This is a genomic window from Oscillatoria nigro-viridis PCC 7112, assembly GCF_000317475.1.
In the GTDB taxonomy this organism is placed as follows: Bacteria; Cyanobacteriota; Cyanobacteriia; order Cyanobacteriales; family Microcoleaceae; genus Microcoleus; species Microcoleus nigroviridis.
The window spans coordinates 7,189,840-7,215,419 of record NC_019729.1; the positions used below are offsets into that span (position 1 = coordinate 7,189,840).

Consider the following 25,580-nt stretch of genomic DNA (forward strand, 5'->3'; position numbering starts at 1 on the left):
GCAGCAAGCACACATGGACGCAACACTTGTTACTTACTTTGGAGGCTGTCACTGCGGAGCTGTCCGCTTCCGTGTCGCCGTTGACAAACACGAAGCATCTGATTGCAACTGCTCAATCTGTAAAAAGAAGGGATTTTTGCACCTCATTGTGCCGCCGGAACGTTTTACCTTGCTCAGCGGCGAAGATGTTTTGACAACCTATACATTTAATACAGGAACTGCTCAACATACTTTCTGCCGAATTTGCGGCATTCACTCGTTCTATCGCCCCCGATCGCATCCCGATCATTTTGATGTCAACGTCCGCTGTCTTGACTCAGATGCCATCGAACACTTTCAGATCCTACCCTTTGACGGTGTTAATTGGGAGGAGAACGTACACTTGCTCCGCGACGAAAGTAATCTCAGCAGTTAAAATTGCAGCTCAAACATCAAAGTCCGCAAGGGTAGGAGTAGTTAAAACCTGCGCTACCATTGCGAGCGCTCCTGCTGTGACAATCAAGGAAGATGGTTCGGGCCCCCGGATTCATCCGTGGAGCGAGAAAAAAGCTCCTCGCTCCCCATCGCCAGCCCCCGGATCGATCGGTGGGGTCGCTTTCTTCAATTCTTGAATCTTTAATCTAAAATCTCAAATCTAAAATCGATTGACGGACTATCAAGTTTGACACAATATATAATGATGCCGGATGAATTTCCTGTTTTGATTTTAGCTGCGGTGTTGGATTATTCGATCGGCGATCCTTGGGGTTGGCCGCATCCCGTGCAGGCGATGGGTTGGGCGATCGACCGCTATACTCGACTTGTCTTTAATATATGGAAGAATCCCGCAGGCAAAATGCCTGAAGCAGGCGATCGTCCCGCTGGCGATCGGCCCAAACTGCTGCTACGGTGTGCTGGTACAATACTAGCGATCGGGCTGATTGTAGGCAGTTATACTGTCAGTTGGTCGATCGTCCAAGCTGCTAGTTGGGTGCATCCTCTTTTAGGTATTGCCCTAGACACCATTTTGCTGGCAAGCTGTTTTGCAGGTCGCAGTTTGAGGGCGGCTGCGGAGGATGTGCTAGCACCTTTCAATGTTGGAGATTTAGTCAAGGCGCGAGAAAGGTTGAGCCTTTACGTCGGCCGGGATACCGAAAACTTATCGGAGCCTGAAATTCTGCGAGCATTGTTAGAAACTGTAACAGAGAATGCAGTCGATGGCGTGACAGCACCGCTATTTTATGCCTTACTTGGGTTCGCTGGGCCGCATCTATTATTAAGTGTTACCGCTGGGCAGATCGATCCTAACTCGATGTGGGCGAGTGCTATAGTCCCCTTGGCGATCGCTTACAAAGCAGCCAGCACATTAGATTCTACGATCGGCTACAAAGAAGCGCCATACACTGATTTAGGATGGTTTAGCGCCAAACTAGAAGACGTGCTGACTTGGATTCCTTGTCGGCTAACAGTGATTACTTTAGCCCTTATATCTGGCAAACCGATTTACATTTGGCAGATTTGTCAGAGAGATGCTGTTAAAGATGCCAGTCCCAATTCCGGTTGGAGCGAGTGCGTTTACGCCGCCATCTTGGGAGTGCAACTAGGAGGTACTAATTCCTATCGCGGAGTTCTCAAACACAAACCGCTGTTAGGCGAGCCGGTTCACCCTATCACACCGCCGCTAATTTGCCAAGCATTGCAATTAACTCGGTATTGCTTTCTGATTTGGTTGGGACTATCATTGCTTTTTTATACCTTATTATTTTTGAGCGGCTAACTAATCACCTTACCCGAACAGTCCCGGAGGCATAAATAACGTATTTGTGTCATTGTTCGCGCTCCAAGCCTTGCAATCGCAGCATCTGCTTTTCATCCGTTAGAGGTAAGTCCAGCAGAAGACAGAGATCCGCCACCGACAGGAGTAAAAAAAGTTTTGACGATCGAGCATCCAGGATACAAGCCCCCGGATTCATCCGTCCAGAAATAAAAAACCTGTATCCGATCGAGGAGCCCCCGAATTTATCTCGCGCAAGTCAATGCTAAAATCTCAAATCTCAAATCTCAAATCTCAAATCGATTGACCTTTGTTCAAACCCCCAGATTCATCTGTCAAGTCCATCTATCTAAAATCTCAAATTGTTCGATATGCCAACAGCCAACAATTAGCTCGCAGCAACCAATGACTAAAATTATCGAAATTTTATCGCCTGATGAAGTGAGGCGCACTCTCACCCGCGTCGCTTCCCAGATTGTCGAAAAATCAGGGAACCCCTCGGAGTTAGTGCTGTTGGGCATTCATAGTAGAGGAGTGCCTTTAGCTCAAATTTTGGCAGATCAAATTGAAGTCCTCGAACAAGTCAAAGTACCCGTGGGCGCTTTGGATATTACCTTTTACCGAGATGACTTGGATCGAGTTGCGATGCGGACACCGGCGAAAACAGAAATTCCTTTCGATTTGACGGGCAAAACCGTGGTGTTGGTAGATGATGTTATCTATAAAGGCAGAACGACTAGAGCGGCTTTGAATGCGGTAAACGATTACGGGCGGCCGGAGAAAATTTGGTTGGCGGTATTAGTCGATCGCGGCCACCGAGAAGTACCGATTCAGCCAGATTTTACAGGTAAAAAGTTGCCGACTGCAAAGGAAGAACAAGTTAAGGTTTACGTTCAAGAACTAGACGGGTGGGACGGAGTGGAGTTAATTAAGGGATAATACGATTTTAGATTTGAGATTTTAGATGGGCAAAACTGACTGTTAAACAAAGTCCAGCTAAATAAACTACTTAGGGTGGGCTGTAACTAGCGCGTCAAGCCAGTTTTTGCGTCCATCACCGAGCAAAATACTTCGTTTCCGCCCGCTGACAACGTAAAAAACCCGGTTTCTACCAGAATTGGGGCTTTTGGGTCAGCAAACCTTTAGGAAGAAACGGGGTTTTTCGCGCGCGGAGCGTCTTGACTTATTGAAAATCGGCAGTGCAGGAGTTGAACCTGCCTGGGGCGAATTATGAGTTCGCTGCCTAAACCGCTCGGCCAACTGCCGTTAAATCGATTTCCTCGACCTAACTCAAAATGAATTATAACATAATTTCCCAGTCCGTGCTAGAACTAGAGAACAAAAATCAAAATCTTTAGATCTGCTGAGTCCCGATCGCCTGTTAGCCAATGTGCTGGAGCCGATCGACCGGACAAAGCAGTTTCTACGACTCGGCATAAACTTATAGGCAATGGCAGTGAATTCGACGGTAGTGCTGACTCTAATTCTGCTGGCTCTCATGTTTGGAGCAGGCGTGACGAGTTCTGTTTGGGGATTTACTATAGGTCGCGAAGCCTTACAAGGAACGACTCAACCCGATGTTCGTCCCAGCAACAATGCTGGCAGCGGCAAGCCTGGAACGACCGCTAGCAAAGACCAAGCGAGCATTTTGAAAGAAAAAGACATTCTCACAACCGTCAAAGCACGGATAGAAGGTCGCGATCCCGAAAAAACAACGGCCGGGGCAAATACGAAAACGGAGAAGGCAAGCTCTAAACCAGCCGCGGCCAAAAAACCGGCGGCACAAAATGCCAGCGCCAAGTTTCCCCTGAACAGTCGCGACGGGGGAATAACCCTGGAGGTAAGCGCGGCCAGTCAGCGCAACAATTCCATGCTGCTAGACGTGAGCATGAAAAATGAAGGCTCCCAAGCTGTGAGGTTTCTCTACAGTTTCTTGAACGTCACTGACGATCGCGGCCGGGCCCTGAGCGCGACTGCCGAGGATTTGCCGTCGGAACTGCCCCCCAACGGGCAGGTGTTTTACGGTACGGTGAGTATTCCCACAGCTTTGCTGGAAAATGCTAAGGAAGTTTCGTTGACGCTGACAGATTATCCAGGTCAAAAACTTCAGTTGCAAATATCTGGCATTCCAGTGGCGAAGTAAAATAAAAGGATACCAAACCGGCAGACGGATTCTCAGGTTCGATCGAGAAATTTTTTTTAGGGAGCATTGTGTCACTTTTAGGGGCGAGAGTGCAGGAGATATCTGATTTACCCGCGATGAGTTGGACAGAGGTGCTGTCGCGGTTGCTGTCAGTGCTGTTGCTGATTGCGATCAATGCTTTTTTTGTGGCGGCTGAGTTTTCGATGGTGACGGTACGCCGATCGCGCATCAATCAGTTAGTGGATGCCGGCGACGTGGCAGCTCAAACGGTGCAATCTTTGCAGCAAAGTATTGAGCGATTGCTCTCGACAATGCAGTTGGGAATCACTCTTTCTAGTTTAGCTCTCGGCTGGATTGGGGAAAGTACGATCGCCGTGCTAGTGAGAATGTCGATCGGCTCTTTGCCGCTGCCAATTTACATCAAGTCGGCGATCGCCCATTCTTTTAGCATATCAATAGTAACTTTTTTGTTGCTAGCTTACCTGCAAATCGTACTGGGCGAACTTTTTCCCAAATCTGTAGCGTTACTGTATTCCGAACAGCTAGCCAGAACTCTAGGGCCTCCGAGTTTATTGATTGCCCGTTTGTTCAATCCCTTTGTGTTGTTTCTCAATCAATCTACTCGATCGCTCTTGCGGTTTGGGGGCATCGAATACGATCTGAGGCACCGGCCGGTTACGCCCGAAGAACTGCAATTAATTATAGCTACTTCCAGCGAATCCAGCGGCTTGGAAGCAGAAGAGCGAGAACTGCTTAACAACGTGTTTGAATTTGGCGAAGTTTGGGTAGAAGAAGTGATGGTGCCGAGGCCTAGCATTGTCGCACTTCCCAAGACGGCAACTTTTCAAACTTTGCTCGACGAAATGGCGATTTCTCACCATTCCCGCTATCCCGTGACGGGAGATTCTTTAGACGAAATTATCGGCATTATTGGCTTCAAACAACTTGCGAAACCCCTAGCTGAAGGTTTGCTATCTCCCGACACGCCAATTTTACCTTGGATGAGTTCGGTGAGGTTTGTGCCGGAGATGATGCTGCTGGGGGAACTGCTGCCTTTGATGCAGAGTTCGTCGGAAGAAATTGCGATCGTAGTTGATGAATTTGGCGGCATTTCCGGGTTAGTGACGCTGAGGGATTTGATTGCCGAAATTATCGGCCGCAGCTACGAGTCGCCCGACAGCAAAGAAATTGCTTTGCAAGTATTGGACGATCGCACTTATTTAGTGCAAGCGCAGTTAAATGTAGATGATGTGAATCAAATATTGAATTTGGATTTGCCAGTAACTGACGAATATCAGACAATTGGAGGTTTTCTGAGTTATCAGTTGCAAAGAATGCCGGCTGCTGGGGAAGTTTGGCGCGGCGAAAATGTGGAACTTACGGTTGTTTCTGTGTCCGGGCCGCGGTTGGAGCAACTTCAAATTCACTTGTTGGAAGGGGCTGCGGGCGATCGAGCTTTAGATGGAATTGCAGCAGCGGATGAGGAAGTTGTGGGGAAAGGGCGCAAGAATAGCGGGTTGAGTGGTGTGGCGAAATTTTCTAGTTGAGCATATTTTAGCTAATGCCTACATAATCTACTCGCTCGAAGTCGCTGCGTACTAAATCATCTAACGTCGGGCCTTTGGGGCGTAAATTAATGCGATCGCCAACCTTCACATTTTCGTAATGTGCGTTGGGAATATATATATCTTGCTCCTGCATAAAAGCGTAAGTAAAGCGAAAGGCACTGTCAATGTCCTCAGCTTTGACCTCACGAAAGTCAGAGAGGAATAGGAGATCCATTTCTGCTTCAAAGTACAGCATCTCTGCAAATGCACCTCCGTCGTAGCAGTTATAACCAATATAGCCGCAAGTGTCGCTACCTGTGTAGTAGAGGGCGCGAGTGGATGGGAAGCTGGAAAGGGTGATAGCATCTCCTACTCCAAATACAAGGTGACCGGGCTGATAATTCAGTTGTTCAACGATCGTCCAAGGATGTCCTCGGAACTGAAATACAATATAGCTTTCGGCCGTAATTTCGATTTCGCGATCGTAGATATCCCGTTCCCAGACATCCGCGCGTCTCGCCCTACTAAGCTTTTCCGCCACTAATTCAATAGGAGCGCGAACGAGAAGTAGATTTTGGTTTACGTCAATAGATTCAATACCTCGGCGCTCTTCAATAGACATGATTTTCACCATTGAGTAAAGTATGAAAGAGTAAATAATTAACCTTTAATTGGTGATACAAAATCCGGGTTTCGGGTCACTTTTATTCCTTAGTAGGAGCGTCCTAGCTCGCGAGCCAAAGAGGCGGGCTTCGTTTGTATAGTTGGGGGTAAAAATCCAATGACTTGAGAAGCTACATTCGATTTTGCACCCCCAAAGCGGTTTCAACCGCCAAGTCATCAAGGGGGTATTTAAGTCGGATTTGGTATGAAAATCCTGCCGGGGATTCCAGGGCCTATTGCTTCTGGAATCGTTAGCTGGAAAATGTAAACTTGGGGATTTCTCAGCGAAGCTTCACCTAGTTGAAGCTGATTAAAGCTGCCCGGAATTTCACAACCTATAGCGTGCCAGACAGCTACACCTCTCAATGAAGCTTCTGCTACTGTAGCATTACTAATCTGCTTGATATCGGCGCTAGTGATAAAAATGATTGCTGGTATTTTGCCTGCTGTCTTGGCAGGGCTGTTACCGAGCGCATCAATGAAACCAAGAATTTGATAATCTGAGTAACTAGGGGGGAGGAGACCTCCTTGCAGTGCCTTTACCTCATAGAAAACGCTATCAGGATATGTTTCAGTTGGGCCTGCTGGAAAGTTTACGAACACAAGTGGAAGAACTCCATCAGGTTGTACATTTCGGGTAGCACCACCTGTGGCTGCTGCCCTTGCGGGTGAAGGAAATAACCTAAAATTCTCTGGAATTGGAGTACCTGGTCTAATTGTAGCTCGTGCAAAATTTTCATAAGCTTTTCCAACTTTATTGATTGGTATCCCTTGACTCTCGGCAATTTCATCGAGTCTAGCTTTGGTTGCTGCTGTATGAGAAGGGTCTGCACAGAACTGAGCCTTAGCTGCAAAACTAAGCCCATTAATAGCAGTTGCTACCCCGATAAATAATGCGGTTTTTTGAAAGTAGTTCATAGCTGAAGCTCTAATGATACTTACAACATGATGCTTACAAAATTTATTGCAGAGCGTGATTTATAGGATGTTACGAGCAGAGCATTTCACTGTAAGTGATATAAATCACCTATTGCTATGACCAATGTTACATTTGGAACCAGACAGGTATGATATCTGTCTACATATAGCGCATTGCAGGTTTATGAAGTGTAGGGACACGGCATTGCCGTGTCCCTACAGGGATCGCTTTCGGTTGTACTTTATAAACGTGGAATCTGCTGTAAATAATATTTAAACAGTACCAGTAATGCTGAAACACCCCTACTTAATTTCTGTTTTTTCTTCTGTAATTATTGCGTCTCTACCTCTTTTTCAGACTGTAGCGACTGCTCAGGAAGAACCAGGGTGCTTTATAATTGATTCATCAGGTCAAGTAAATAGACTCGATCCTTTATGCAAGCGCGATGAACAGCAGAAATTAAAAAACATTATGAAAGCTCAAGAACTTTATCAACAAGGATTAGACCTCGCTCGCAAAGGACAATATAAAGAATCAGTTGAACTTTTAACTCAAGCAATTAATCTCAATCCTAGCTTTCCCGAAGCGCATATGGTTCGCGCTGATGCTCAAACTTTATTAGAAAACCTACAGGGTGCAGTAGAAGATGTTCAGAAAGCGATAGATATCTACAGGGCTAGAGGACAATCGCAAATAGCTGATATGCTTTTAGTCCCGTTGAATTCGCTGCAAAATGAAATTAAGTTTAACCAGGAAGACCAGGGTCAACCGGAAGTTGAGGATGAGCCGGAAGGTAAATAAGCCGCCTAAATTTTAGTTTTGTTTGTAAGGTGCGTCAGGCTTGAAGCGAGTACGAAATAATTAGGTTTTACCTCTGACGCACCCTACGAAATGCGTAAGTCATATTTAAGCGTAAGGCACCGGATCTTTTAATCCCAATTCCTCAAAAGCAGCCAGCCGCAACCGACAAGAATCGCAAACGCCGCAGGCATTTTCGCCGCCTGCGTAGCAAGACCAAGTTTGCTCCCAAGGTACTCCTAATTTGTTGCCTAATTGAATAATTTCGGTTTTTTTAAGTTCGATCAAAGGTGTTATAATTTTAATAGGTTCTCCTTCTCTTCCCTGCTTTGTTCCTAACCGAAATACTTCCTGCATGGCTTGGATGTAATCGAGGCGACAGTCGGGATAGCCGGAATAATCTAAAGCGTTGACACCGATGTAAATGCGATCGGCTTCTAGAGTTTCTGCGTAGGCGAGGGCAAAGCTGAGAAAGATTGTATTTCTGGCAGGAACGTAGGTAATTGGGATGTTTTGGGACATTTCTGCAAGATTGCGATCGATCGGCAATTCCATCTCATTATCCGTCAAAGCCGAACCGCCCCACAGTGTCAAGTCAAAGTTTACTATCTGATGTGCCTTAACACCGGCTGAAAGTGCGATCGCCCTTGCTGATTCCAACTCCCGCCGATGTCTTTGCTTGTAGTCAAAGGAAATAGCGTAACACTCGCAGCCGTCGGCTTTGGCTTGATACAAAACAGTTGAGGAATCCAGCCCTCCCGACAATAAAATAACTGCTTTCACTTAAAACATCCTCACTCGAATTAGCTTTTATATTTATATCAAATTAGTTGCAAATTGACAAGATAGCAATGCTAAATGCTTGTTAAAAGATATTTTTTTGAACGAACCGCGAAGACGCGAAGTACGCGAAGAAAGAAAAGAGAAGGGACGTTGCTTGATAATCTATAGTGCCTGTTTAACTGGTTGCCAGAGCCTAGTAACCAGTAGAAAGAAAATTCATCTTTTGTGGAACAGGCCGGAAAGCCTGTTCTTGAGATTGATGCAGGATGTCAGATTTAAATTGCTAACAAGTCATCTAGTTCGCGGTAATCGGGCAAAGTTGTATCAATTTTAATGCCCTGCCGCAAAACTGTGCGATCGCGCTGCGACCTAGATAACAGTTCGCTGAAATTCCGCGCCTTAAACAAAATCAAATCTGCTGGTAAACCAACTGCAATTCGTCCTAAATTCGGCAATCCCATTAAATCTGCTGGAGTCTTTGTCACTGCACAGTGCCAATCCCCCCAAGGCCTATCTAAATGAGCGATGCGGACTGCCATATTAAAAACTTCCAAAACATCGTGATCGCCAAATCCGTAAAACGGATCGCGACAATTGTCGCTAGCAACTGCAACGGGAATTCCGGCTGCTTTGAGTTCGTGCAGCAGTGTCACTCCCCGCCAGCGCGGTGTATGCTGAGATTCTCGGTCTTGCAGGTAAAGGTTGCACATCGGCAAGCTGACAATGCCGATATTTGCTTCCTTGACTAATTCCAGAGTTTCTGTTACTAAATCTGAGGGTTGTACGGCTAAACTACAGCAGTGCCCGCAGATAATTTGACCGGAAAATTCGTGGCGGATGGCGGTTTTTGCGACTTCCCGCAGTGTTACTGAATCTGGATCGTCGTTTTCGTCGGTGTGGAAGTCGAGGTTTAAATTTCGTTCTTTGGCTAAGGCAAAAACTCGATCGAGTTGTTTGTCTAAGTCGGGATTCATATAGGCGAAGCCGCCGAGAATGCCGCCGATTTGGGCTATGCGATCGGCTAATTTTTCGCCGGCTGGTGTCAGGAAATAGTCGAGGGAAACCAGGGAAACTGCTTGCAAGATCAGCCGATCGCCCCATTCGGCTTGCAGGGCTTCAAATACTCCCAAACTAACGGTTCCCTGTTCGCCCGCGCTGTCGATGTGAGTGCGGATAGCCTTGGTTCCGTGGGCGTAGCTGCACTTGAGGCCAAACTCCATCCGGCGGTAAACATCCTCTGCATTCCAGTTTTTTTGGGCATCAGCGCCTACCGCTTCGATCGCGCTGGCAAAAGTTCCATCCGGATTGGGCGATCGTTCCCAAATTTGACCTTTGTCTAAATGCGCGTGCATATCCACAAAACAAGGCCAGATTAAGCCGCCCTGCAAATCTATAACTGGGATATCTGCAGAGGAGGATATAGGTTTTGTACCTGCTGGGATAATTTCGGCGATCGTACCCGCTGCAATTTCCATATCCACCGCACATAAATTGCTCTCACTCCCCGTTGTTGCGACAGTAGAAGCTGACGGGGCGATCGATTGCATCTCTAGAAGAGACGCGGGTACGCGACTATTTTTGAGCAAATAATTAGATGTACTTGGCAACATTAATTTTGTGAGTTAGTATGTATTTTCTCGATCGTTCAGCACTACCAGTTGTAACTATAGCAACCCTGGCAGGAATTGTGAACATCTCTCTTTTCCTCTTTTTCTCTTTTATAGAGCCTCTGCGTCCTCTGCGCCCTCTGTGGTTAGTTCAAAAAAATCTCATGCACAAATGAAATAGAATCACTAAAAAAACTTGGATTAAATAGGTAGCTTTGCTGTTCGCACTCCCGCCCTAATCACTGAAGCACATATGCAAAATTTTTATATTTTCAGGACAGCGCGAAAGTCAGCGTCACGAGTTGGCCTACGCCGGATACTTCCAGAGCCTGAATCCTGTTGCTATCATAAATCACTGCTTCAAATTGCAATTTCACGTTCAACTAACAGCAGCATCCATAGCAAGAGCCAAAAACAACTGTGTCAAAACCAAAGCATATAGTTTTAACATCCCATCCCGACAGATCCGGCACAAAACCTCATCCGATTTCCTGGGGAGAAATCGAGCCGCTGAAACGGGGGCCTGTGATTGGCAGCCTCACCAAATCGTCTCACCGGAATGCGATCGGCACTCATTCGGGTTCCTACTCTGTTTATCGCGCGCTAGCAGTTGCTTCCGGCGCACTCCAAGCAGATCACCGCCCCGATTTTACCAACACCTCTCCGGCCGCACACATCGGGCCGCACCCGAGTTGGGGCGATCGCAATTTGATTGTTTCTCTCGATCCCTTTGGGGGTTTGGTCAGCGAAGTTTATACTTCATTTCTCCAGCAGGGATATGATATTCGACCGACAATTGCTGTCACTAAAGCTCACATGAATATGCCGGAATTGCAAGATGCTATTGCTAAGGGGCGAGTGCAAATTGATGGCAAAATAGTCAAAGCAGGTGGCAATTTAGCAGTAACTAAAATTGCGATCGATCCGGTGTGGTATTTGCCGGGAATTGCTAGGCGAATCGGCGCCCAAGAAAGCGTTCTCCGCCGTGTCCTGTTCGAGCAAACAGGCGGAATGTTCTCGGATTTAGTGACGCGGCCGGACTTGCACGTTTTCTTACCACCAATTGGCGGAACTACGGTTTATATTATTGGCGATGTCGCGAATATTTCTGACCCGGATAAGCAGTTGGCGGTACGGGTACACGATGAATGCAACGGTTCTGATGTCTTCAGTTCCGATATCTGCACTTGTCGCCCTTATTTGGTACACGGGATGGAAATTTGCATCCAAACGGCACAATCAGGCGGTTCTGGGGTAATAGTTTACTTCCGCAAGGAAGGGAGAGCTTTGGGGGAAGTGACTAAGTTTTTGGTGTACAATGCCAGAAAACGGCAGGAAGGCGGCGATCGAGCTGATGCCTATTTTACGCGCACTGAATGCGTTGCGGGAGTTCAAGATATGCGGTTTCAAGAACTAATGCCAGACGTGCTGCACTGGTTGGGGATCTCTCGCATTGACAGTTTAGTTTCTATGAGCGATATGAAATACAATGCGATTATCAATTCTGGCATTCAGGTGGTCGATCGCATCCCTATTCCTGAAGATTGGATTCCCGCAGACGCACAAGTCGAAATCGTCGCCAAGAAAGCCGCCGGCTACTACACGCCAGACCCTGTGCCAGATGCTACAATTCTTGCAGAAGCGATCGGACGGGATTTAGGAGATTGAGAGGGCAAAGACGCGACCGATGGGACGCGAACCATCGCGTCTTTGCTACATAAAATTTATTGCTGGTTTTTGATCAGTCAGGGTAGGTTATGGCTAATTTGCGTTCTAGTGTGATCGTAAAAACAGATATTTGTGGATATACCGCCAGAGTCAAAAAATTATCTCAGTCGGACTTAAGTAGTTTGTTAAACGAGCATAAAACTTTTGTTTCAGATATTAGCGCCCGAAATGAAGGCAGCGTGATTAAAGGGGAAGGTGATTCATTTTGGATAATTTTTCCCAGCGTCACAGCAGCGGCCGTAGCAGCCATAGAAATGCAGCAAGAATTGAGAGCGCAACAATCTAGCAAGGCGAACGACGAACGATTGGCTATTCGCGTGTCGATTACATTAGGAGATGTCTTGCATCAAGATAAAGATATCTTTGGCGATACGGTGAATTTAACAGCGCGCATAGAATCAGTAACTCCGCCGGATGAAATATATTTGTCCCAAGCAGCATGGCTGGCGCTCAACAAAGCAGAAGTGCAAACGTCTTTTGTCAACGAGTTTTCTTTGAAAGGGATGAGCGAACCTGAAAAAGTATACAAAGTTGACCAAAGTTACAAAACGCGAATCATCAAGAATCAAGCAATAATTAAAGCAGATTTGAGAGGTTTTATAGCTTATCAAGAATCTAATTCTATCAAAGATGTGGAATATTTGCTCACCAATTTTGATACTTTTGAAAAAACAATTTGCGAAGAATACGGCGGCACAATTCGGAGTATTGTTGGGGATTCGCATTTGTTGACTTTCCCGGAAGCTCACTCAGCCTTAGCGGCAATGGAAAGTCTGTGCGAGAATTGGAAACTTTTTATTAACGCCAATCAAATACCTTGCGGATTGTCGGTGGGAGTTGCTAAGGGAAATTTATATATATTTAGGTCTTGCACTTACGGAAAAGATATTCACATAGCCGACAGGCTGGAAGATTTAAGTAAAATAGTAACTCCGGGTAGAGAAAGAAATTCAGTCATAGTTTCCGATCAAATAAAACGCGAAGTCAGCGGCTCGAAGTGGGAATACAAGCTGATAAAAATCGATAAAAATGCGATTTTAGATAATCTTTTAGATTACAGTCAGTTTGACTTTTTTCAAGAAAACGATGTTTACCGGTGTTTGGTAGTATGAAGTTGGGCAATAGTGAACTTGAGACTGTAGAATATCTGAGAACGCCGACTGCTATTCGCCAAAAGTGCGATCGGCTTTTTGATTTAGCCCGCCTTGACAAACTCCGCTACTTCCGCGTCGATTTATCCCAACTCGACAAAGCAGCAAATTATGTAATTGACACGACGCGCCAACAGTATCCCGATTTTAACATTCCCTTTCACAGTCGCTGGCGGCATTTTGCAGCCGACAACCTGCCGCGCGTCGCTGAATTGGATGCAGCAATAGCCGAATTTTTACCCATAGAGCAAGCTAAGATAAAATTTGATTTAGCAATTATCAGCGTTTTGCTTGATGCCGGTGCTGGTGCAGATTGGCAGTATTGCGAATCCGAAACCGGACAGGTTTACCGCCGTTCTGAAGGGTTAGCAATAGCCAGCTTGCGGATGTTTTGTCAAGGTGTTTTTTCCAGCAATCCCGATTTTCCTTGGCAAGCTGATTATCGCGGACTTTCTCAGTTAAAACTAGAAACCTTAGCTGCAGGATTTCAGGTAAGTCGAGACAATCCGCTAGTTGGTTTAACAGGCAGATTAGAATTATTGCAGCGTTTGGGAAATGCGATTTGCCGGCATCCATTATTATTTGGCAGCGAAAACCCGCGTCCCGGCAATTTGGCAAAATACTTGCTCGACAGTCGGGTTTCTGGAGACAAAACTGTGAAGGCTTCTGAAGTATTGAGGGCTGTTTTGTCAGGTTTTGGGGAAATTTGGCCGGGAAGATATGCAATTGGTGGTGTTAATTTAGGCGATGTTTGGCGGCATCGGGCATTACAAGGAGAAAATCTGGGAGATGAATTCGTGCCGTTTCACAAACTATCGCAGTGGTTGACTTATTCGCTGTTGGAACCGCTGCAAGAACTTGGTTTAGAAGTCGCCGGATTGGATGAGTTAACGGGATTGCCGGAGTACCGAAACGGCGGTTTGTGTTTGGATATTGGGCTGCTGCGGGCAAAAGATTCGGCTATTTTTGAGCAGAGTTACTTGCCGGGTTCGGAAGTTATAGTAGAATGGCGATCGCTCACTGTGAATCTTTTAGATAAAATTGCCGCAGCTATTCGAGAAAAGCTGCATTTGAGTGCGGAACAATTGCCGCTAGTGAAGATTTTGCAAGGAGGAACTTGGGCGGCGGGGCGGAAGATTGCCTCCGAATTGAGGGCTGGTGGAGTGCCGCCAATTCAGATTGAAAGTGACGGGACGGTGTTTTAGGGGGAAGAGGGCTATAGCGGCGAAGCTGAGCGAAAAAGAAGGAAGAGGGAAAATTATTCCCTCTTCCAACTTAAAACTCAAAATTCAAAATTTAAACCTGAAAACTATACCTCACACTACACTCCCACAAGCTGCTTAGCGGCAAGTGCGATATTTGACGTGATAAACTAAGCCGCGATGAGCCAAATCGAAGGAGTCAACGGTGGCCATGCCGGCACCGCGGGCTGTCATCGCAGCATTTACTCGCATATTTACACTGTCGCCACAGCGAGACCAAACATTCGCTACAGTGGCTAAGCTATCTCTAACATTGTAGTTAGTTTCGCCACTGAAATTCCGATTAAAAACTGGGCCGCGAGTTCCAGCGAAAAAGTATTCTGCTCGCAGGTTGCCTGTGGTTTTGGGAGCAACGTAGCCGCGGTAATCAGCATCGTAGATAGAAATTTGGAAGCCTTGGGGTACTTTGATGGGAATGCTCAGATTGCAGCTTTTTCGGCTTTCTGCTGAGACATTTCCTAGGGCTGCAAACTTATCAAATAGGATGGTGAGTTCTTGACCGTCGGGGCTGACGCTGACGCTGGCGGAGCGATCGGGGCAACCGCTACCGCCGTAGCTTGCACCTAAAATTTGAACGGCAGGATTAGCCAAGGCGGGGCTGATAGAAGCAGTCATTAATGCTGTGGCTAGCAATAGTTTTACGAACTTCATGGAGGTTCTCCTTAATGTTTTTTTGTTAGGACAACCCTGAATAATTCAAGGAAGATTGAGGCGATGCCCTTCCAATTAGGAGATGGCAGACCTTTACTGAAAAGGCAGTCAGACTTTGACTGGGAGCTAGATACCTGTACCTGGCTCGTGGCTTTTTCCAGTAGCATTAATTCAGTGAATAATGCCTGTTTTGTCCTGATACTTTCTAAGATTCATGGCATTTATAGACTGTTCCGGAGGATTCGATGGGAAAATATCGATATTTTTTTGCAGGCTTTTTCGGGAACAAATCTCGGTTTGTTTTTGTCTGCCGCTGCGCGGGCAAATGTTTGTCGGCGGGCGAATTTTCGGCGGTCGGTATTTGTTCAGAAAAGCTGCTTGAATTCGGGAACCGGAGGCGGCTTTGCTGTAGTAAAAGGATCGGTATGGTAGCGGGGAACGGGGAAAACAAGACGAGATATGTATTCTCAGCCCGAGCTAGGCAAGAAGAGATTATTATAATAAGGTAGATTAACTTTTCACAAAAAAATGAGTGCTAAAGTTACTGTCATCGACCATCCTTTGATACAGCACAAGTTAACTCTCATGCGGCAAACTCAAACGAGCACGGCGAAATTTCGCCAACTGCTGAAAGAGATTGGAATGCTGCTAGCTTATGAAGTGACGCGAGATTTGCCGCTAAAATACGAACAAATAGAAACGCCGATCGCCAAAATGAATGCACCGGTGCTGGCTGCAGAAAAGAAAATTGTTATTATTTCGATTATGCGGGCAGGTCAGGGACTGTTAGATAGTATTTTAGAGCTGATTCCGTCTGCGAGGGTAGGACATATTGGTTTGTACCGCGATCCGACAACTCGGATGGCGATCGAATATTATTTCAAAGTTCCCCAGGATATCGAACAGCGAGATGTTTTAATTGTCGATCCGATGCTGGCTACTGGTAATTCAGCAGTCGCTGCAGTGGATAGGCTGAAAGAGGTTAATCCGAAGTCTATTAAATTTTTGTGCTTGCTGGCGGCACCGGAGGGAGTGGGGCACTTTCACGAACATCACCCTGACGTGCAGATTTATACGGCTGCAGTTGACGAGTGTTTGGACGAGCACGGCTATATTGTACCCGGACTGGGAGATGCGGGCGATCGACTTTACGGCACTCTGTGAATTCATTGACACTCTCCTGGCTAAAGCCGAGGAGATTCTTGATTCGCAGAATCGACTTGCCGGTGCAGAATTACTTCAACATCGGTAGCGGTCAATTCTCCACAAGAGTTCGGATCTAAGATCCAAGTTCCGACGTGCCCCGCCGTACTCAATCCCCGACTCAGGATATTTTTAGCTGCGTTCCAGTCACGATCTAATACGCATCCACACCGACAAGCGTGGGTTCGCGTTGAGAGACTTTTCTTAACAATTGTTCCGCAACTAGAGCATTCTTGACTTGTTCCGTTAGCTGGTACGGCAATCGTAATTCTTCCGAATACTTTGCCAAAATATTCCAGCCAAATTCGGAACATATACCAAGAAGCGTCGTTAATCGATTTTGCTAGAGAGTGATTCTTCACCATATTTTTGATCCTCAAGTCTTCGTAGACTACGCAGTCGTTAGACTGGATGACGCATCTTGCCAACTTCACGGCAAAATCTTTACGCTGTCTGCTTATTTTGAGGTGGCGCTTCCCTAGAATTGCTCTAGCTTTTTTTCTGTTTTGCGAACCCTTGACTCGTTTTGAAACTCGTTTTTGGGATTTCTTCAACCTGCGTTCTCCCTTGCGGAGGAAACGCGGGTTATCAACTGCAATGCCATTTGAGTCAGTGTAAAACTCTTTAAGTCCTACATCTAACCCGATGGCGTTACCCGTGATTTCAATCTTTTCAGAACGGTCAACTTGAATGCAAAACTGGACGTAATATCCGTCTGCTCGCCTCACCAAACGTACTCGTTTGATTTGACTGCGCTGAGAGAAATGTAAGTCGCGCGTTCCTTTTAACTTGAGCTTTCCGATTCCTTGCTTGTCGGTAAAAGTAATGGATTTTCTGTCGTCTGCCAGACGCCAGCCTGTAGTCTTGTATTCGACGGAGCGGTTGTGTTTCTGGAATTGCGGGAATCCTTTTTTCCTGGGACTTTCTTTTTACAGTTGTCGTAGAATCGGGAGATTGCCGACCACGCTCTTTCTGAACTCGATTGTCTGGCCATGCTGTTTAAGTCGTCGCAAAACGGGAATTCCTTCGCTAGAATGGCGCTGTATTTATTCAAGTCGTATTTATCAACTTTTTCGTTTTCCATCCAAAAGCGCAATGCTTTGTTGCGGATGAACTGCACCGTTCTAATTGCTTCGTCTACAGCGTCAAATTGCTGTTTTTTCCCGTATGCTTTGAACTCAAAAACTAACATGACTTCGACCTCATCACGATAGTCTTATGCTACCAGAGTCGGCTTAATATCCCTCTAGTTGTTCACAAAGATTTACATGGTTTTACTTGACAGCGCCATCCTGAGAGCTCAGAAAATAGACTGGGAGGCTAAAGCCTCCTTACCCCTTTCATCCCCTGACTAAAGTCGCGGGGTTTTCAGGGTTTTATTTATAAAATGATTTTGAGCTGTATATGCCAATACATTCATTAAAAAATAAGTTTACTAACATAAGTAGTGGTTTGATAGTGCCATACAATGTAAATTGTAAGATTTTAATGTCAGGAAAAGCCTATATAGAGCAAGGGTTGTAGGATTTTCTTAGATTAAATTCGTAAATTGCATTATCTAGATGTATTTACTGCATTTTATGAGTAAAATTTCTGCCTTTAGTGTAATTAATCGCAGGAATTAGTTCATAAGATAGATGTATGATGCTAACCGTTTGCGATCGACTAATAACATTTTTTGGACGAGGAAAAAAACAATGGAGACTACAGCGCAGAAAGAAGCCCCTACTCAGCCTGTTGAGGAAATGAAAATCAACAATATCAACAGTTTGGAGTTTGAGCTTTGGGCTAAAGCGGTGAAACGGCAGATGATTGCAGCACTCTCTAAAAAGGGCGCGATTTGACATCTCTGGGTTTTTTGTGTGCAACTTGTGTTAATTAAATTAACAAAATTTTTGTCTGCATTGTGGTCCAAGAGCGATAAGTGGGGAGGGGAAGAGTTTTGAGATTGCGCCTCTTTCGGAGTTGCGGGAGGGGGAGAAGAAAGCATTTTCCTTATTCCTAGTTTTGGACGCACGGGTGGAAGGAAACCGGGTTTTTTTACGAAAATACTTCTGTTGCAATCGGCAGAAATGGTAAAAAAACCCGGTTTCTTTGTGTCAAGAGTGCCTCCGGGACTGTTCTATCTGCCGAATGCTTTCTGCCAGATTACGATCGCTTGTCAACCGCGGCCAGCAAGCGCAGACTTCCGTCTTGAACCTGCACTGCTTTCACCGTTCCCACAGCAACTCTTTGTTGACCGTTAGCCATCGCTACCTCAATTTTAATCTTGGGGTCAGCCTGTAATCCCAGCCGCCCCCACAGCCACTTGACTTGAGTAGCAGGAAAAGAGCGCACTTCTACATCAGAAAAGGGCGAATTAACCCAGCGGCTACCGTCGTAAAAACTCGCTACCTGTACCTGATACCAAACTTGTTCCGCGGCCAATTTTAAGTCATTGTTGGGTTCGGGTTCCAGCCACTCAGCGGGATTGACACTGTTAATTAAAGTAGCAGAACCCATAATTTGACTTTTGTGGGCTTCTAAATTTTCAGCCTGAGAAACTGCTTCCTGAAGTTTGTTGACCAAATTCCGAATTCGATTTCTTGTTTCGCTGTCAGTATCTGATTGCTGGTCGAGCCAATTCATCGCCTCGCGAGTTCCGTCTTGAGACGCTACAATGAGGGCGCCCCAAGCCTTGACATCGGCGTCAGCGGCATTCACTCTCAAGGCGGCGTCTATGCGGTTCCAGATCCGCCCGCTGTCATTTTTGAGGGTGGTGGCTATTTCGTTAGTGTTGCTCGGATCGGCTTCAAATACTTGCAAAGCTTCAGTCCAGCGACCGTCGATCAATTCTGCGAGAACTTGTTGACCGGGACTGGCCCAAGATGCGATCGCCTGAGCCCGAGTAATTTTAGCGTGAAATTCGATCGTTTCTAGCTGAGCTTGCGCGACTGCGGGCCAATTTTTGCCGGCTTTCCCCTTCGCCACACGCATGACATTTAATGCTGGAGACCACAGCCCGCTTTTTGCCAGTCGCAGCCCATTTTTGTAAGTCTCGTCATTGAAAGCAATTTCTTCTAAAGAAATCGCCGTTAACTGAACGGGGTTCGGCAAAAATTTGCGCGGGCTAATTTGATAAAGGGTAAATTGGGGCTCTAAACCAACTGTTTGGTCGATCGCCAACTGCGGGTTTTCGCCCTTAACAATTTGCTGCCAATTCGGCGGTTGTCCGGCCGCACTCGCCCAATCCAACAGCGACATTAAATGATTTTGGCTGGGGTTGTAGCGAACGACTTGTCCGTAGGGAATTTTCTTGTCGCCCCGCACCAGTTTACCGCTGACATTAAACCAAATGCCCGAAGCGGGGGGCTTTCCGTCAAAGCGGCGCAGTTCTGTTAGGGGTAACGACTGATTCGAGGCTTGATTGTCAGATGTAGAGTCAGCTAAAGAAGCAATGACAAAAGATTCCGCAGGGCCTTCTAAATTCACAGAACTTGCTAGCTGAAAATACTGCTCTTTATCGGAACTGCGATCGGGAAGTTGAACCCGCTTGTACACCCGAAGTTCGACAATTTGACGGCAAGGATTTTTGCAAACAGTAGAAGCCTTAACAGTTCTTTCTACCATCACCGGCAATAGCAAATCGGAAATAGAATTATCGCGGGCTCGATCGACGGGAAGCGGCAGGGGTTCTCCGGTTACGAATCCCAATTTGCGGATGCTGGCTTTGATTTGATCGAGAGTTTGGATCGAATCTCTGCTACCTGTAGGCAGGCGCGACCATTCGGGCACAAACTGAGAAATCAACTTGTTGCCATTGGGATCGACAATTAGCTGATAACTCAGCCAAGCGCCGCCTCCCATCAAAGCTGCACAGCCACCCAAGATGCTGAGGGCTGTCAAATTAGCTATCAGTCTTTTCCAGGGATATCTGGCGCGAGTTCGGGGAGTAGGTATTGGAATCTGGGACTCTTGAAGATTTTTGGGGCGTCGGGTTTGGCGACGGCGCCTTGTCGGAGGAGGAGCAACTTTGCGATTTTCTGGGGGTTTGGCTCGATTTTTTGAGGGGTTAATTTTGTGTTCCATCATGCCATTTTAGAATTTAGATTTTAGAATTTAGAGTTTAAAATTGCAATAGCCGATCGTACTGCCGACCTATGATATCCCAAGTGTATTGGCTTTCAACGAGCGATCGAGCGCTGGCAGAGAGCTCCTGTCTTAGCTGCTGATTTTCAAACAAACTGGTAATCGCCTCAACATACTCCTGAACTTTGTTCGCCCGCAAGGCCCTTATCAGTTGCGGGCCGCCATCGACGGCTAAACCCTCCAAACCTCGATCGCTAGCAACGACGGGGGTTCCCGCAGCCATCGCCTCCAAAGTTTTATTTTTAATTCCAAAACCAATCCGCATCGGCACCACACACACAGCAGCTTGATGCAAATATTCTGCCACCCTTTGCACCCGACCTACTACTTGAATTCCGGGGAGTTTCCCCAAGGCGAGCACTTCCGGGACTGGCGAAGCCCCTACTAAGGTGAGGGTAGCATCGGGATAGCGCTGCTGCAAAGGCGGCAGTATTTGCAAACTGAGAAACCGCGCCGCGTCAATATTGGGCAAATTGTTCATTGCGCCTGCAAAAATTAAGGTGTGTCCTCCCGGATCGATCGACCGGTACGGAAATGCGGCCAAATCCACGCCGTTAGGAATTACATCAATGGGAGGTACAAAAAAATCTTGTTTTCCTCGCACCCGAACCGGAGACAACAGCAATTCTAGGAGTTGCTCTCTGTCTGTGGATGTTGTCGCAACAATGCGGGAGAATTTGGAACAGTAGCGTTTTTCGTAGCGGGCGAGTAGCGGTAAATTTAGTCGATCGCGCAGGGGTTTTTCCGAGGTACCGGTTGCTAGCATTTCCCTGCAAGTTCCCCAAACGGAACTGTGAATGTTTGCCACTGTCAGCAGTTTTTGCCGCCATTCTGGACGCACGTAAATCTCGTTAACGCTGTGCTCGCAGGTGACAGCATCGCATTTGCCTGCTGTTACCAATTCGTCTGCCCAATTCTGCATTGCTTGGGAGTAGCTTGAGAGTACGTTCGGAGGCGTCCCGGACAACAAAAATCGACCGAATCTGTGGAATTTTCCTATTATTTCAGAGAACCCCCCCTCAGTCCCCCCCTTATTAAGGGGGGGAGGCAAGAAGCCCTCCTCAAGCCCCTGGTGCAGAGTTAGCCCCCCCTTGACAAGGGGGGGTAATTGCGGGTTGGGAAAAACTGCCAATTCTGCAACTTGCTGGCGCAATGTGTCGATTTGTGCATCGGTGACATCGGGCGATCTTACAGTGCCGAGAATTACATGATGCCGCCGGCTCAAGTATTGTAATAAATTAAACGTCCTTACCTGAGTTCCTCCGCGACTTGGCGGATAGGGAAAAGTCGAGGAAAGCATCAAAATCTTCATGGGATGTGGGATAAATAAAGTTGCCGCTTGCGCGATAAAATTGATTGATAAAATCTTTTTAACAATCTTCGCACCTATGGACGAATTATCTGTTAAGGCGCTGCTCGAAGACCTGAAAAAGCCCGACGAAAGTGTGCGCGATCGGGCAACTACAGAACTCTGGCGCACTTGGTTTAACCAGAAGGGTGACTATGGGATGCAAATTCTCAGGCGATCGCAAGTTTTACTAGATGCCGGCGATGTTAGCCGCGCCTTGGATTTGCTGACGAAACTGATTGCGGAAGCGCCGGATTTTGCGGAAGCTTGGAACCGACGCGCCGTACTTCACTATACCCAAGGAAATTATAAAAAGTCGATCGACGACTGCAAAATCGTCCTCAAACTGAACCCGGTGCATTTTGGGGCGTTGCACGGTCTGGGCTTGTGCTACGCTGCCTTGGGAGAATACATAAATGCTATTCAAGCTTTTCGCCGCGCTTTGGAAATTCAACCGTTTGCTTTGGTAAATCAAAAGTTAATTCTCGAATGTACGGCTCGTTTGAGTTAAAAAAGGAAGTTCGGCAACGAGCAATGTACGGGATGTAACGGATGGAAGAAGTAAGAAGGAGGAAGTAATAAGGCTTTAGTTATCGTCGCGAGAGAAGGCTTTAGTTATCGTCGCGAGATCTTAAAAATACAATAAAATCAATGATTGTCTTCATTTGTCCGCAATCTAAAATCCCAAGTTCAAAATCTAAAATAGTCTAAGTTAGTGCCAAAAATTAGCGTTTGCATTCCTACTTGCAATCGAGTGCATCTGCTGGCTTGTGCGATCGCCAGCGTGTTAGATCAAAGTTATACAGACTTTGAATTAATTGTCTGCGATGACGGTTCTACTGACAGCACTCCTCTGTTGATGTCGGAATTTGTCGATCGCGGGATTCGCTACATTCGCCACCCGCAGAATATCGGCAAGAGTAATAATATGCGATCGGGCTTTGCGGCAGCAAAGGGCGAATATTTTATCAAGTTTGACGATGACGATCGCCTGAGCGCGCAATTTCTAGAGCGGACATCTGCTATTTTAGATAAAGACCCCAGCATCGATTTTGTCAGTACAGATCACTGGGTGATCGACATTAACAATTATATTGACGAAAACCAGACAAAACTCAATTCGCAGCGGTGGGGGCGCACCGAGTTGTCGGCTGGAATTATTGAAGATTTGCTATCTGCAGTGTTTCTCAGACAAAGTTTGCAAATAGGGGCGACTTTGTTTCGGCGCCGGGCCCTGGAAGAAGTCGGATTTCTGCGGCCGAATTTGCAAAATTGCGAAGATAACGATTTGTTTGTGAGACTTGCGATTGCGGACAAAAAATGCTATTACTTGCCGGAGCTGTTGATGGAGTATCGAGTTCATGCAGGACAGCAAGGAGTCGATCGGGCAATTCCGTATTTGAGCGATAAATTGCGCTATTTACTCGGCTACGAATTTGATTCCGAGAAGTTGGAAACATTCAGGCTCAAAAGGATTGCAGAAACTCAATTAGCGCTAGGTTTGCGACTGATTGAGGTGGGTGAAACTGCAAAAGGGCGCCTGATGGTGCGGGCAGGAAAGTCTGTTTCTCCGGCGAAAATGTGGGCGGGTTTGGGATTGTCGTTGCTGCCCGTGGAGTGGCGGAGGAGGGCGTTTGAGTTTGTGCGGGGGTTGTTAAAACGGGAGTTGTGAATGCGGAGGATTTCGACAGCATACCGGGCGGTTTCAACTGCGTCTATACACACAAAACCCGCAAGGCAAGGGTTGAATAGTCGGCGGTATAAATCACATTTATACTCACATCTTGCACCATTCTCGCTTAACAGGCTTTCCGGCCTGTGAAGCGAGAAAATTCACTCTTTGTGGAACAGGCCGGAAAGCCTGTTCATAAAAGGCTTATTGAGAATGGTGCAACATCTCAGTTTATACAGACAAAACCCACCGACACAGGTTTGAATTATTGATTTTCTTCTGTCAGCGCAGGCGGACGAGAGGCAAGTGTAGGCGATGTTTTAAGCGCCGAGTCTTCAGGCGTGTCGGTTTACAACCAGAAATTATCCGATTGATATAGCGGGTAGCCACGGAATATCTGTAACGCCTGGGTCGTAGCCAAGTTGTTTGAGGAGTGTGGTAATTTGCCCTCTATGGTGAGTTTGATGATTGAACATATGTGTCACCAAAACCCAAGTCGGTAGCACGCGGCATTTACCATCTACATTGCTGGTGTACTCAAACGGTTGACTCAACCAGTCAGAATTCAGGTGTCTAGACCATTCTATAATTTGCCGATCCGTTGTCTCCCGTTCGGCTCTCAAAGCCTCAAATTCAGCATACAGTTCTTGCCCGATAGCGGTGACATAAAATGGGTGAAGAGTGAAACGCCCCATCCATGCTTTGTCACCATACAGTAAGTGATTCAAAGTCCCATGAATCGACTTGAAAAAGGCACCCATATCCTGTTTGCGCTGTTCGTCAGGAATTGCCGAGCATACAGAATATATCTTTTGGTTCATCCAGCAATTGTACTCGGCCATTAGCTGGTAGTAGCTACCGTCGTACATACTCAAAACTTAACTACATAGTTTAAACAACTTACATTATACAAATAGGTCTTTCACAATACTCCTGACTCTAATTGGTCTAGATAAATAAACTCAGGAGCTTTAACTCCGGCTTCTTCTCTAATTTTAACCAGTCTAGGCGACTCAAAAAACGCCCTAGCATCTGCGATTGATGTCCACGCGGAGAAATGAACTATTTTATTGGGTTCATTTTCATACTTCAAGACTTGATAGGAGCGCTCTCCAGCTTCTTTTCGGATGCTTTCAGCACGATCGAATACCTGTTTCCAAGCTTCATAATTTTCTACTTCATGAATAATTAAGACATACTGCATAGCAATAAAGTTTATTGGAACTTTAAGTTTGTGATGCTGCGAATTATAACAGACGATCGCACATTTTTTTCCATAAATTGCGATCGCCCCACGTCCAAAATGCAAACCTGTCATCAATGGAAGCGATTGCTTCCCTTCAGTCGCAATGAGATACTTATGTATCAGGACTTACGTAACAAGTGGTTGGACGCGCAAATTATAGCGGTAAGACTCCACGCACAACGCACCCTACATCCTACATATAGAGGTTATGCGTCCAGGACTGTAAAGTAGTAAATAGTGCCTGATGTAAATAAGTGTTTCCTAAATATCGTGTCTATATTTGCTGAAATTCCGACTGTGTGGTTGCAAATTTCCCTCGTGGGAGTCTGGTTGGGTGTGATTTTACTGGTAGCTGAGGGCTTAAATCGCTTTACTTCCGTCGATGCTGAGGTATCGCGGAAGGTTGTTCACATCGGTACTGGAAATGTGATTTTGCTGGCTTGGTGGCTGGAAATACCCGGTTGGGTGGGGATTTCGGCGGGGGTTTTAGCAGGTGCGATCGCCCTAATTTCTTACCAAGTTCCGATTTTGCCCAGTCTTAACAGTATCAATCGGCACAGTTGGGGAACTTTTTTCTATGCTGTTAGTATCAGCGTTCTCGTGGCTTGGTTTTGGCCGCTGCAACATCAGGAATACGCTGCTTTGGGCATTTTAGTCATGACTTGGGGCGACGGATTGGCTGCTGTCATCGGCCAGAAATACGGGAAACATATTTATCGAGTTTGGGGAATGAAGAAGAGTTGGGAAGGTTCTGCAACTATGTATTTGGTAAGTTTTGCTGTTAGCAGTTTGATTTTGCTGGCGGTTCAAGGCGCAGTTTGGCAAACTTGGGCTGTGTCGGCTGTTGTAGCTTTGGTTGCTGCTACTTTGGAGTCGGTTTCCAAGGTGGGAATTGACAATCTGACTGTGCCGATCTGCAGTGGGGCGATCGCCTTTTTCCTAAATCAATTTTTGATAATTGGTAATGTGTAATCTGAA

Annotated in this window: 23 protein-coding genes, 1 tRNA gene and 1 pseudogene; 14 read left to right on the top strand and 11 right to left on the bottom strand. The window is 46.4% G+C overall.

What is annotated here, in order from left to right; translation table 11 throughout:
• Window positions 1-13: 13 nt before the first annotated feature.
• From OSC7112_RS29780 to pyrR, 3 genes are all read left to right on the top strand, one after another.
• Entirely contained in the window at window positions 14-415 is a 402-nt protein-coding gene (locus OSC7112_RS29780) for a GFA family protein (RefSeq protein ID WP_015179396.1), read from the top strand.
• A gap of 261 nt (window positions 416-676) precedes the next feature.
• The gene (cbiB, locus tag OSC7112_RS29785; protein WP_015179397.1) at window positions 677-1,756 is read left to right on the top strand and encodes an adenosylcobinamide-phosphate synthase CbiB; all 1,080 of its coding nucleotides are present in this window, start codon (window positions 677-679) and stop codon (window positions 1,754-1,756) included.
• Window positions 1,757-2,158: 402 nt separating this feature from the next.
• Entirely contained in the window at window positions 2,159-2,692 is a 534-nt protein-coding gene (gene pyrR / locus OSC7112_RS29790; RefSeq protein WP_015179398.1) for a bifunctional pyr operon transcriptional regulator/uracil phosphoribosyltransferase PyrR, read from the top strand.
• Between the two features lie 254 nt (window positions 2,693-2,946).
• Here pyrR and OSC7112_RS29795 read toward each other — a convergent pair.
• A tRNA-Ile gene (locus OSC7112_RS29795) sits at window positions 2,947-3,019 on the bottom strand.
• Window positions 3,020-3,203: 184 nt separating this feature from the next.
• Between OSC7112_RS29795 and OSC7112_RS29800 the strand changes: the two genes are divergently transcribed.
• Window positions 3,204-3,896: a hypothetical protein gene (locus OSC7112_RS29800; protein WP_015179399.1), complete on the top strand. Its 693-nt coding sequence runs from the start codon at window positions 3,204-3,206 to the stop codon at window positions 3,894-3,896.
• Window positions 3,897-3,964: 68 nt separating this feature from the next.
• Entirely contained in the window at window positions 3,965-5,443 is a 1,479-nt protein-coding gene (locus OSC7112_RS29805; protein WP_015179400.1) for a hemolysin family protein, read from the top strand.
• 7 nt (window positions 5,444-5,450) lie between these two features.
• Here the strand turns inward: OSC7112_RS29805 and OSC7112_RS29810 are convergent, their stop codons facing one another.
• Together OSC7112_RS29810 and OSC7112_RS29815 are read right to left on the bottom strand one after the other, a co-directional pair.
• The gene (locus tag OSC7112_RS29810; RefSeq protein ID WP_041622800.1) at window positions 5,451-6,065 is read right to left on the bottom strand and encodes a hypothetical protein; all 615 of its coding nucleotides are present in this window, start codon (window positions 6,063-6,065) and stop codon (window positions 5,451-5,453) included.
• A 230-nt stretch (window positions 6,066-6,295) separates the two neighbouring features.
• Window positions 6,296-7,024 (bottom strand): hypothetical protein, encoded by a 729-nt coding sequence (locus tag OSC7112_RS29815; protein WP_015179402.1) that lies wholly within the window; start codon window positions 7,022-7,024, stop codon window positions 6,296-6,298.
• Window positions 7,025-7,313: 289 nt separating this feature from the next.
• Between OSC7112_RS29815 and OSC7112_RS41365 the strand changes: the two genes are divergently transcribed.
• Window positions 7,314-7,826: a tetratricopeptide repeat protein gene (locus OSC7112_RS41365; RefSeq protein ID WP_015179403.1), complete on the top strand. Its 513-nt coding sequence runs from the start codon at window positions 7,314-7,316 to the stop codon at window positions 7,824-7,826.
• A gap of 105 nt (window positions 7,827-7,931) precedes the next feature.
• Here OSC7112_RS41365 and queC read toward each other — a convergent pair whose 3' ends face one another.
• A complete protein-coding gene (gene queC / locus OSC7112_RS29825; RefSeq protein ID WP_015179404.1) occupies window positions 7,932-8,606 on the bottom strand; it encodes a 7-cyano-7-deazaguanine synthase QueC in 675 nt (224 codons plus the stop codon).
• Window positions 8,607-8,881: 275 nt separating this feature from the next.
• Complete coding sequence (locus tag OSC7112_RS29830; RefSeq protein ID WP_015179405.1) at window positions 8,882-10,216, bottom strand: cytosine deaminase; 1,335 nt, start codon at window positions 10,214-10,216, stop codon at window positions 8,882-8,884.
• Window positions 10,217-10,633: 417 nt separating this feature from the next.
• On the opposite strand from OSC7112_RS29830, the gene OSC7112_RS29835 reads away from it, so the two are divergent.
• The 3 genes from OSC7112_RS29835 (at window position 10,634) to OSC7112_RS29845 (ending at window position 14,297) form a co-directional block, all read left to right on the top strand.
• Window positions 10,634-11,881 carry a GTP cyclohydrolase II gene (locus OSC7112_RS29835; RefSeq protein ID WP_015179407.1) on the top strand — a complete coding sequence of 416 codons (1,248 nt, stop codon included), beginning with the start codon at window positions 10,634-10,636 and terminating at the stop codon, window positions 11,879-11,881.
• A gap of 89 nt (window positions 11,882-11,970) precedes the next feature.
• A complete protein-coding gene (locus tag OSC7112_RS29840; RefSeq protein WP_015179408.1) occupies window positions 11,971-13,053 on the top strand; it encodes an adenylate/guanylate cyclase domain-containing protein in 1,083 nt (360 codons plus the stop codon).
• Window positions 13,050-14,297: a URC4/urg3 family protein gene (locus OSC7112_RS29845; protein WP_015179409.1), complete on the top strand. Its 1,248-nt coding sequence runs from the start codon at window positions 13,050-13,052 to the stop codon at window positions 14,295-14,297. The genes OSC7112_RS29840 and OSC7112_RS29845 overlap by 4 nt, the downstream gene beginning before the upstream one ends.
• A 135-nt stretch (window positions 14,298-14,432) precedes the next feature.
• Here the strand turns inward: OSC7112_RS29845 and OSC7112_RS29850 are convergent, their stop codons facing one another.
• Window positions 14,433-15,005: a DUF4360 domain-containing protein gene (locus OSC7112_RS29850; protein ID WP_015179410.1), complete on the bottom strand. Its 573-nt coding sequence runs from the start codon at window positions 15,003-15,005 to the stop codon at window positions 14,433-14,435.
• A gap of 528 nt (window positions 15,006-15,533) precedes the next feature.
• Here OSC7112_RS29850 and upp point away from each other — a divergent pair.
• Window positions 15,534-16,169, top strand: a complete 636-nt coding sequence (gene upp / locus OSC7112_RS29860) for a uracil phosphoribosyltransferase (protein ID WP_015179412.1) — start codon at window positions 15,534-15,536, stop codon at window positions 16,167-16,169.
• Window positions 16,170-16,189: 20 nt separating this feature from the next.
• Here the strand turns inward: upp and OSC7112_RS29865 are convergent.
• Window positions 16,190-17,400: pseudogene (locus OSC7112_RS29865) on the bottom strand (RNA-guided endonuclease InsQ/TnpB family protein).
• 505 nt (window positions 17,401-17,905) lie between these two features.
• Here OSC7112_RS29865 and OSC7112_RS40345 point away from each other — a divergent pair.
• Complete coding sequence (locus OSC7112_RS40345) at window positions 17,906-18,052, top strand: hypothetical protein (protein ID WP_015179413.1); 147 nt, start codon at window positions 17,906-17,908, stop codon at window positions 18,050-18,052.
• A 304-nt stretch (window positions 18,053-18,356) separates the two neighbouring features.
• Here OSC7112_RS40345 and OSC7112_RS29875 read toward each other — a convergent pair whose 3' ends face one another.
• Together OSC7112_RS29875 and OSC7112_RS29880 are read right to left on the bottom strand one after the other, a co-directional pair.
• Window positions 18,357-20,279 carry a hypothetical protein gene (locus OSC7112_RS29875; RefSeq protein ID WP_015179414.1) on the bottom strand — a complete coding sequence of 641 codons (1,923 nt, stop codon included), beginning with the start codon at window positions 20,277-20,279 and terminating at the stop codon, window positions 18,357-18,359.
• Window positions 20,280-20,313: 34 nt separating this feature from the next.
• Window positions 20,314-21,648 carry a glycosyltransferase family 4 protein gene (locus OSC7112_RS29880; protein ID WP_015179415.1) on the bottom strand — a complete coding sequence of 445 codons (1,335 nt, stop codon included), beginning with the start codon at window positions 21,646-21,648 and terminating at the stop codon, window positions 20,314-20,316.
• Window positions 21,649-21,724: 76 nt separating this feature from the next.
• On the opposite strand from OSC7112_RS29880, the gene OSC7112_RS29885 reads away from it, so the two are divergent.
• Both OSC7112_RS29885 and OSC7112_RS29890 read left to right on the top strand, forming a co-directional pair.
• A complete protein-coding gene (locus OSC7112_RS29885) occupies window positions 21,725-22,195 on the top strand; it encodes a tetratricopeptide repeat protein (RefSeq protein ID WP_015179416.1) in 471 nt (156 codons plus the stop codon).
• A 204-nt stretch (window positions 22,196-22,399) separates the two neighbouring features.
• Window positions 22,400-23,356, top strand: a complete 957-nt coding sequence (locus OSC7112_RS29890) for a glycosyltransferase family 2 protein (protein WP_015179417.1) — start codon at window positions 22,400-22,402, stop codon at window positions 23,354-23,356.
• A gap of 362 nt (window positions 23,357-23,718) precedes the next feature.
• Here OSC7112_RS29890 and OSC7112_RS29895 read toward each other — a convergent pair whose 3' ends face one another.
• Window positions 23,719-24,225 (bottom strand): DinB family protein, encoded by a 507-nt coding sequence (locus OSC7112_RS29895; RefSeq protein ID WP_015179418.1) that lies wholly within the window; start codon window positions 24,223-24,225, stop codon window positions 23,719-23,721.
• A 53-nt stretch (window positions 24,226-24,278) separates the two neighbouring features.
• Window positions 24,279-24,674, bottom strand: coding sequence for a putative quinol monooxygenase (locus tag OSC7112_RS29900; protein WP_223300715.1), 396 nt, complete (start codon window positions 24,672-24,674; stop codon window positions 24,279-24,281).
• A gap of 198 nt (window positions 24,675-24,872) precedes the next feature.
• Between OSC7112_RS29900 and OSC7112_RS29905 the strand changes: the two genes are divergently transcribed.
• Complete coding sequence (locus tag OSC7112_RS29905) at window positions 24,873-25,574, top strand: diacylglycerol/polyprenol kinase family protein (RefSeq protein ID WP_015179420.1); 702 nt, start codon at window positions 24,873-24,875, stop codon at window positions 25,572-25,574.
• Window positions 25,575-25,580: the final 6 nt, after the last annotated feature.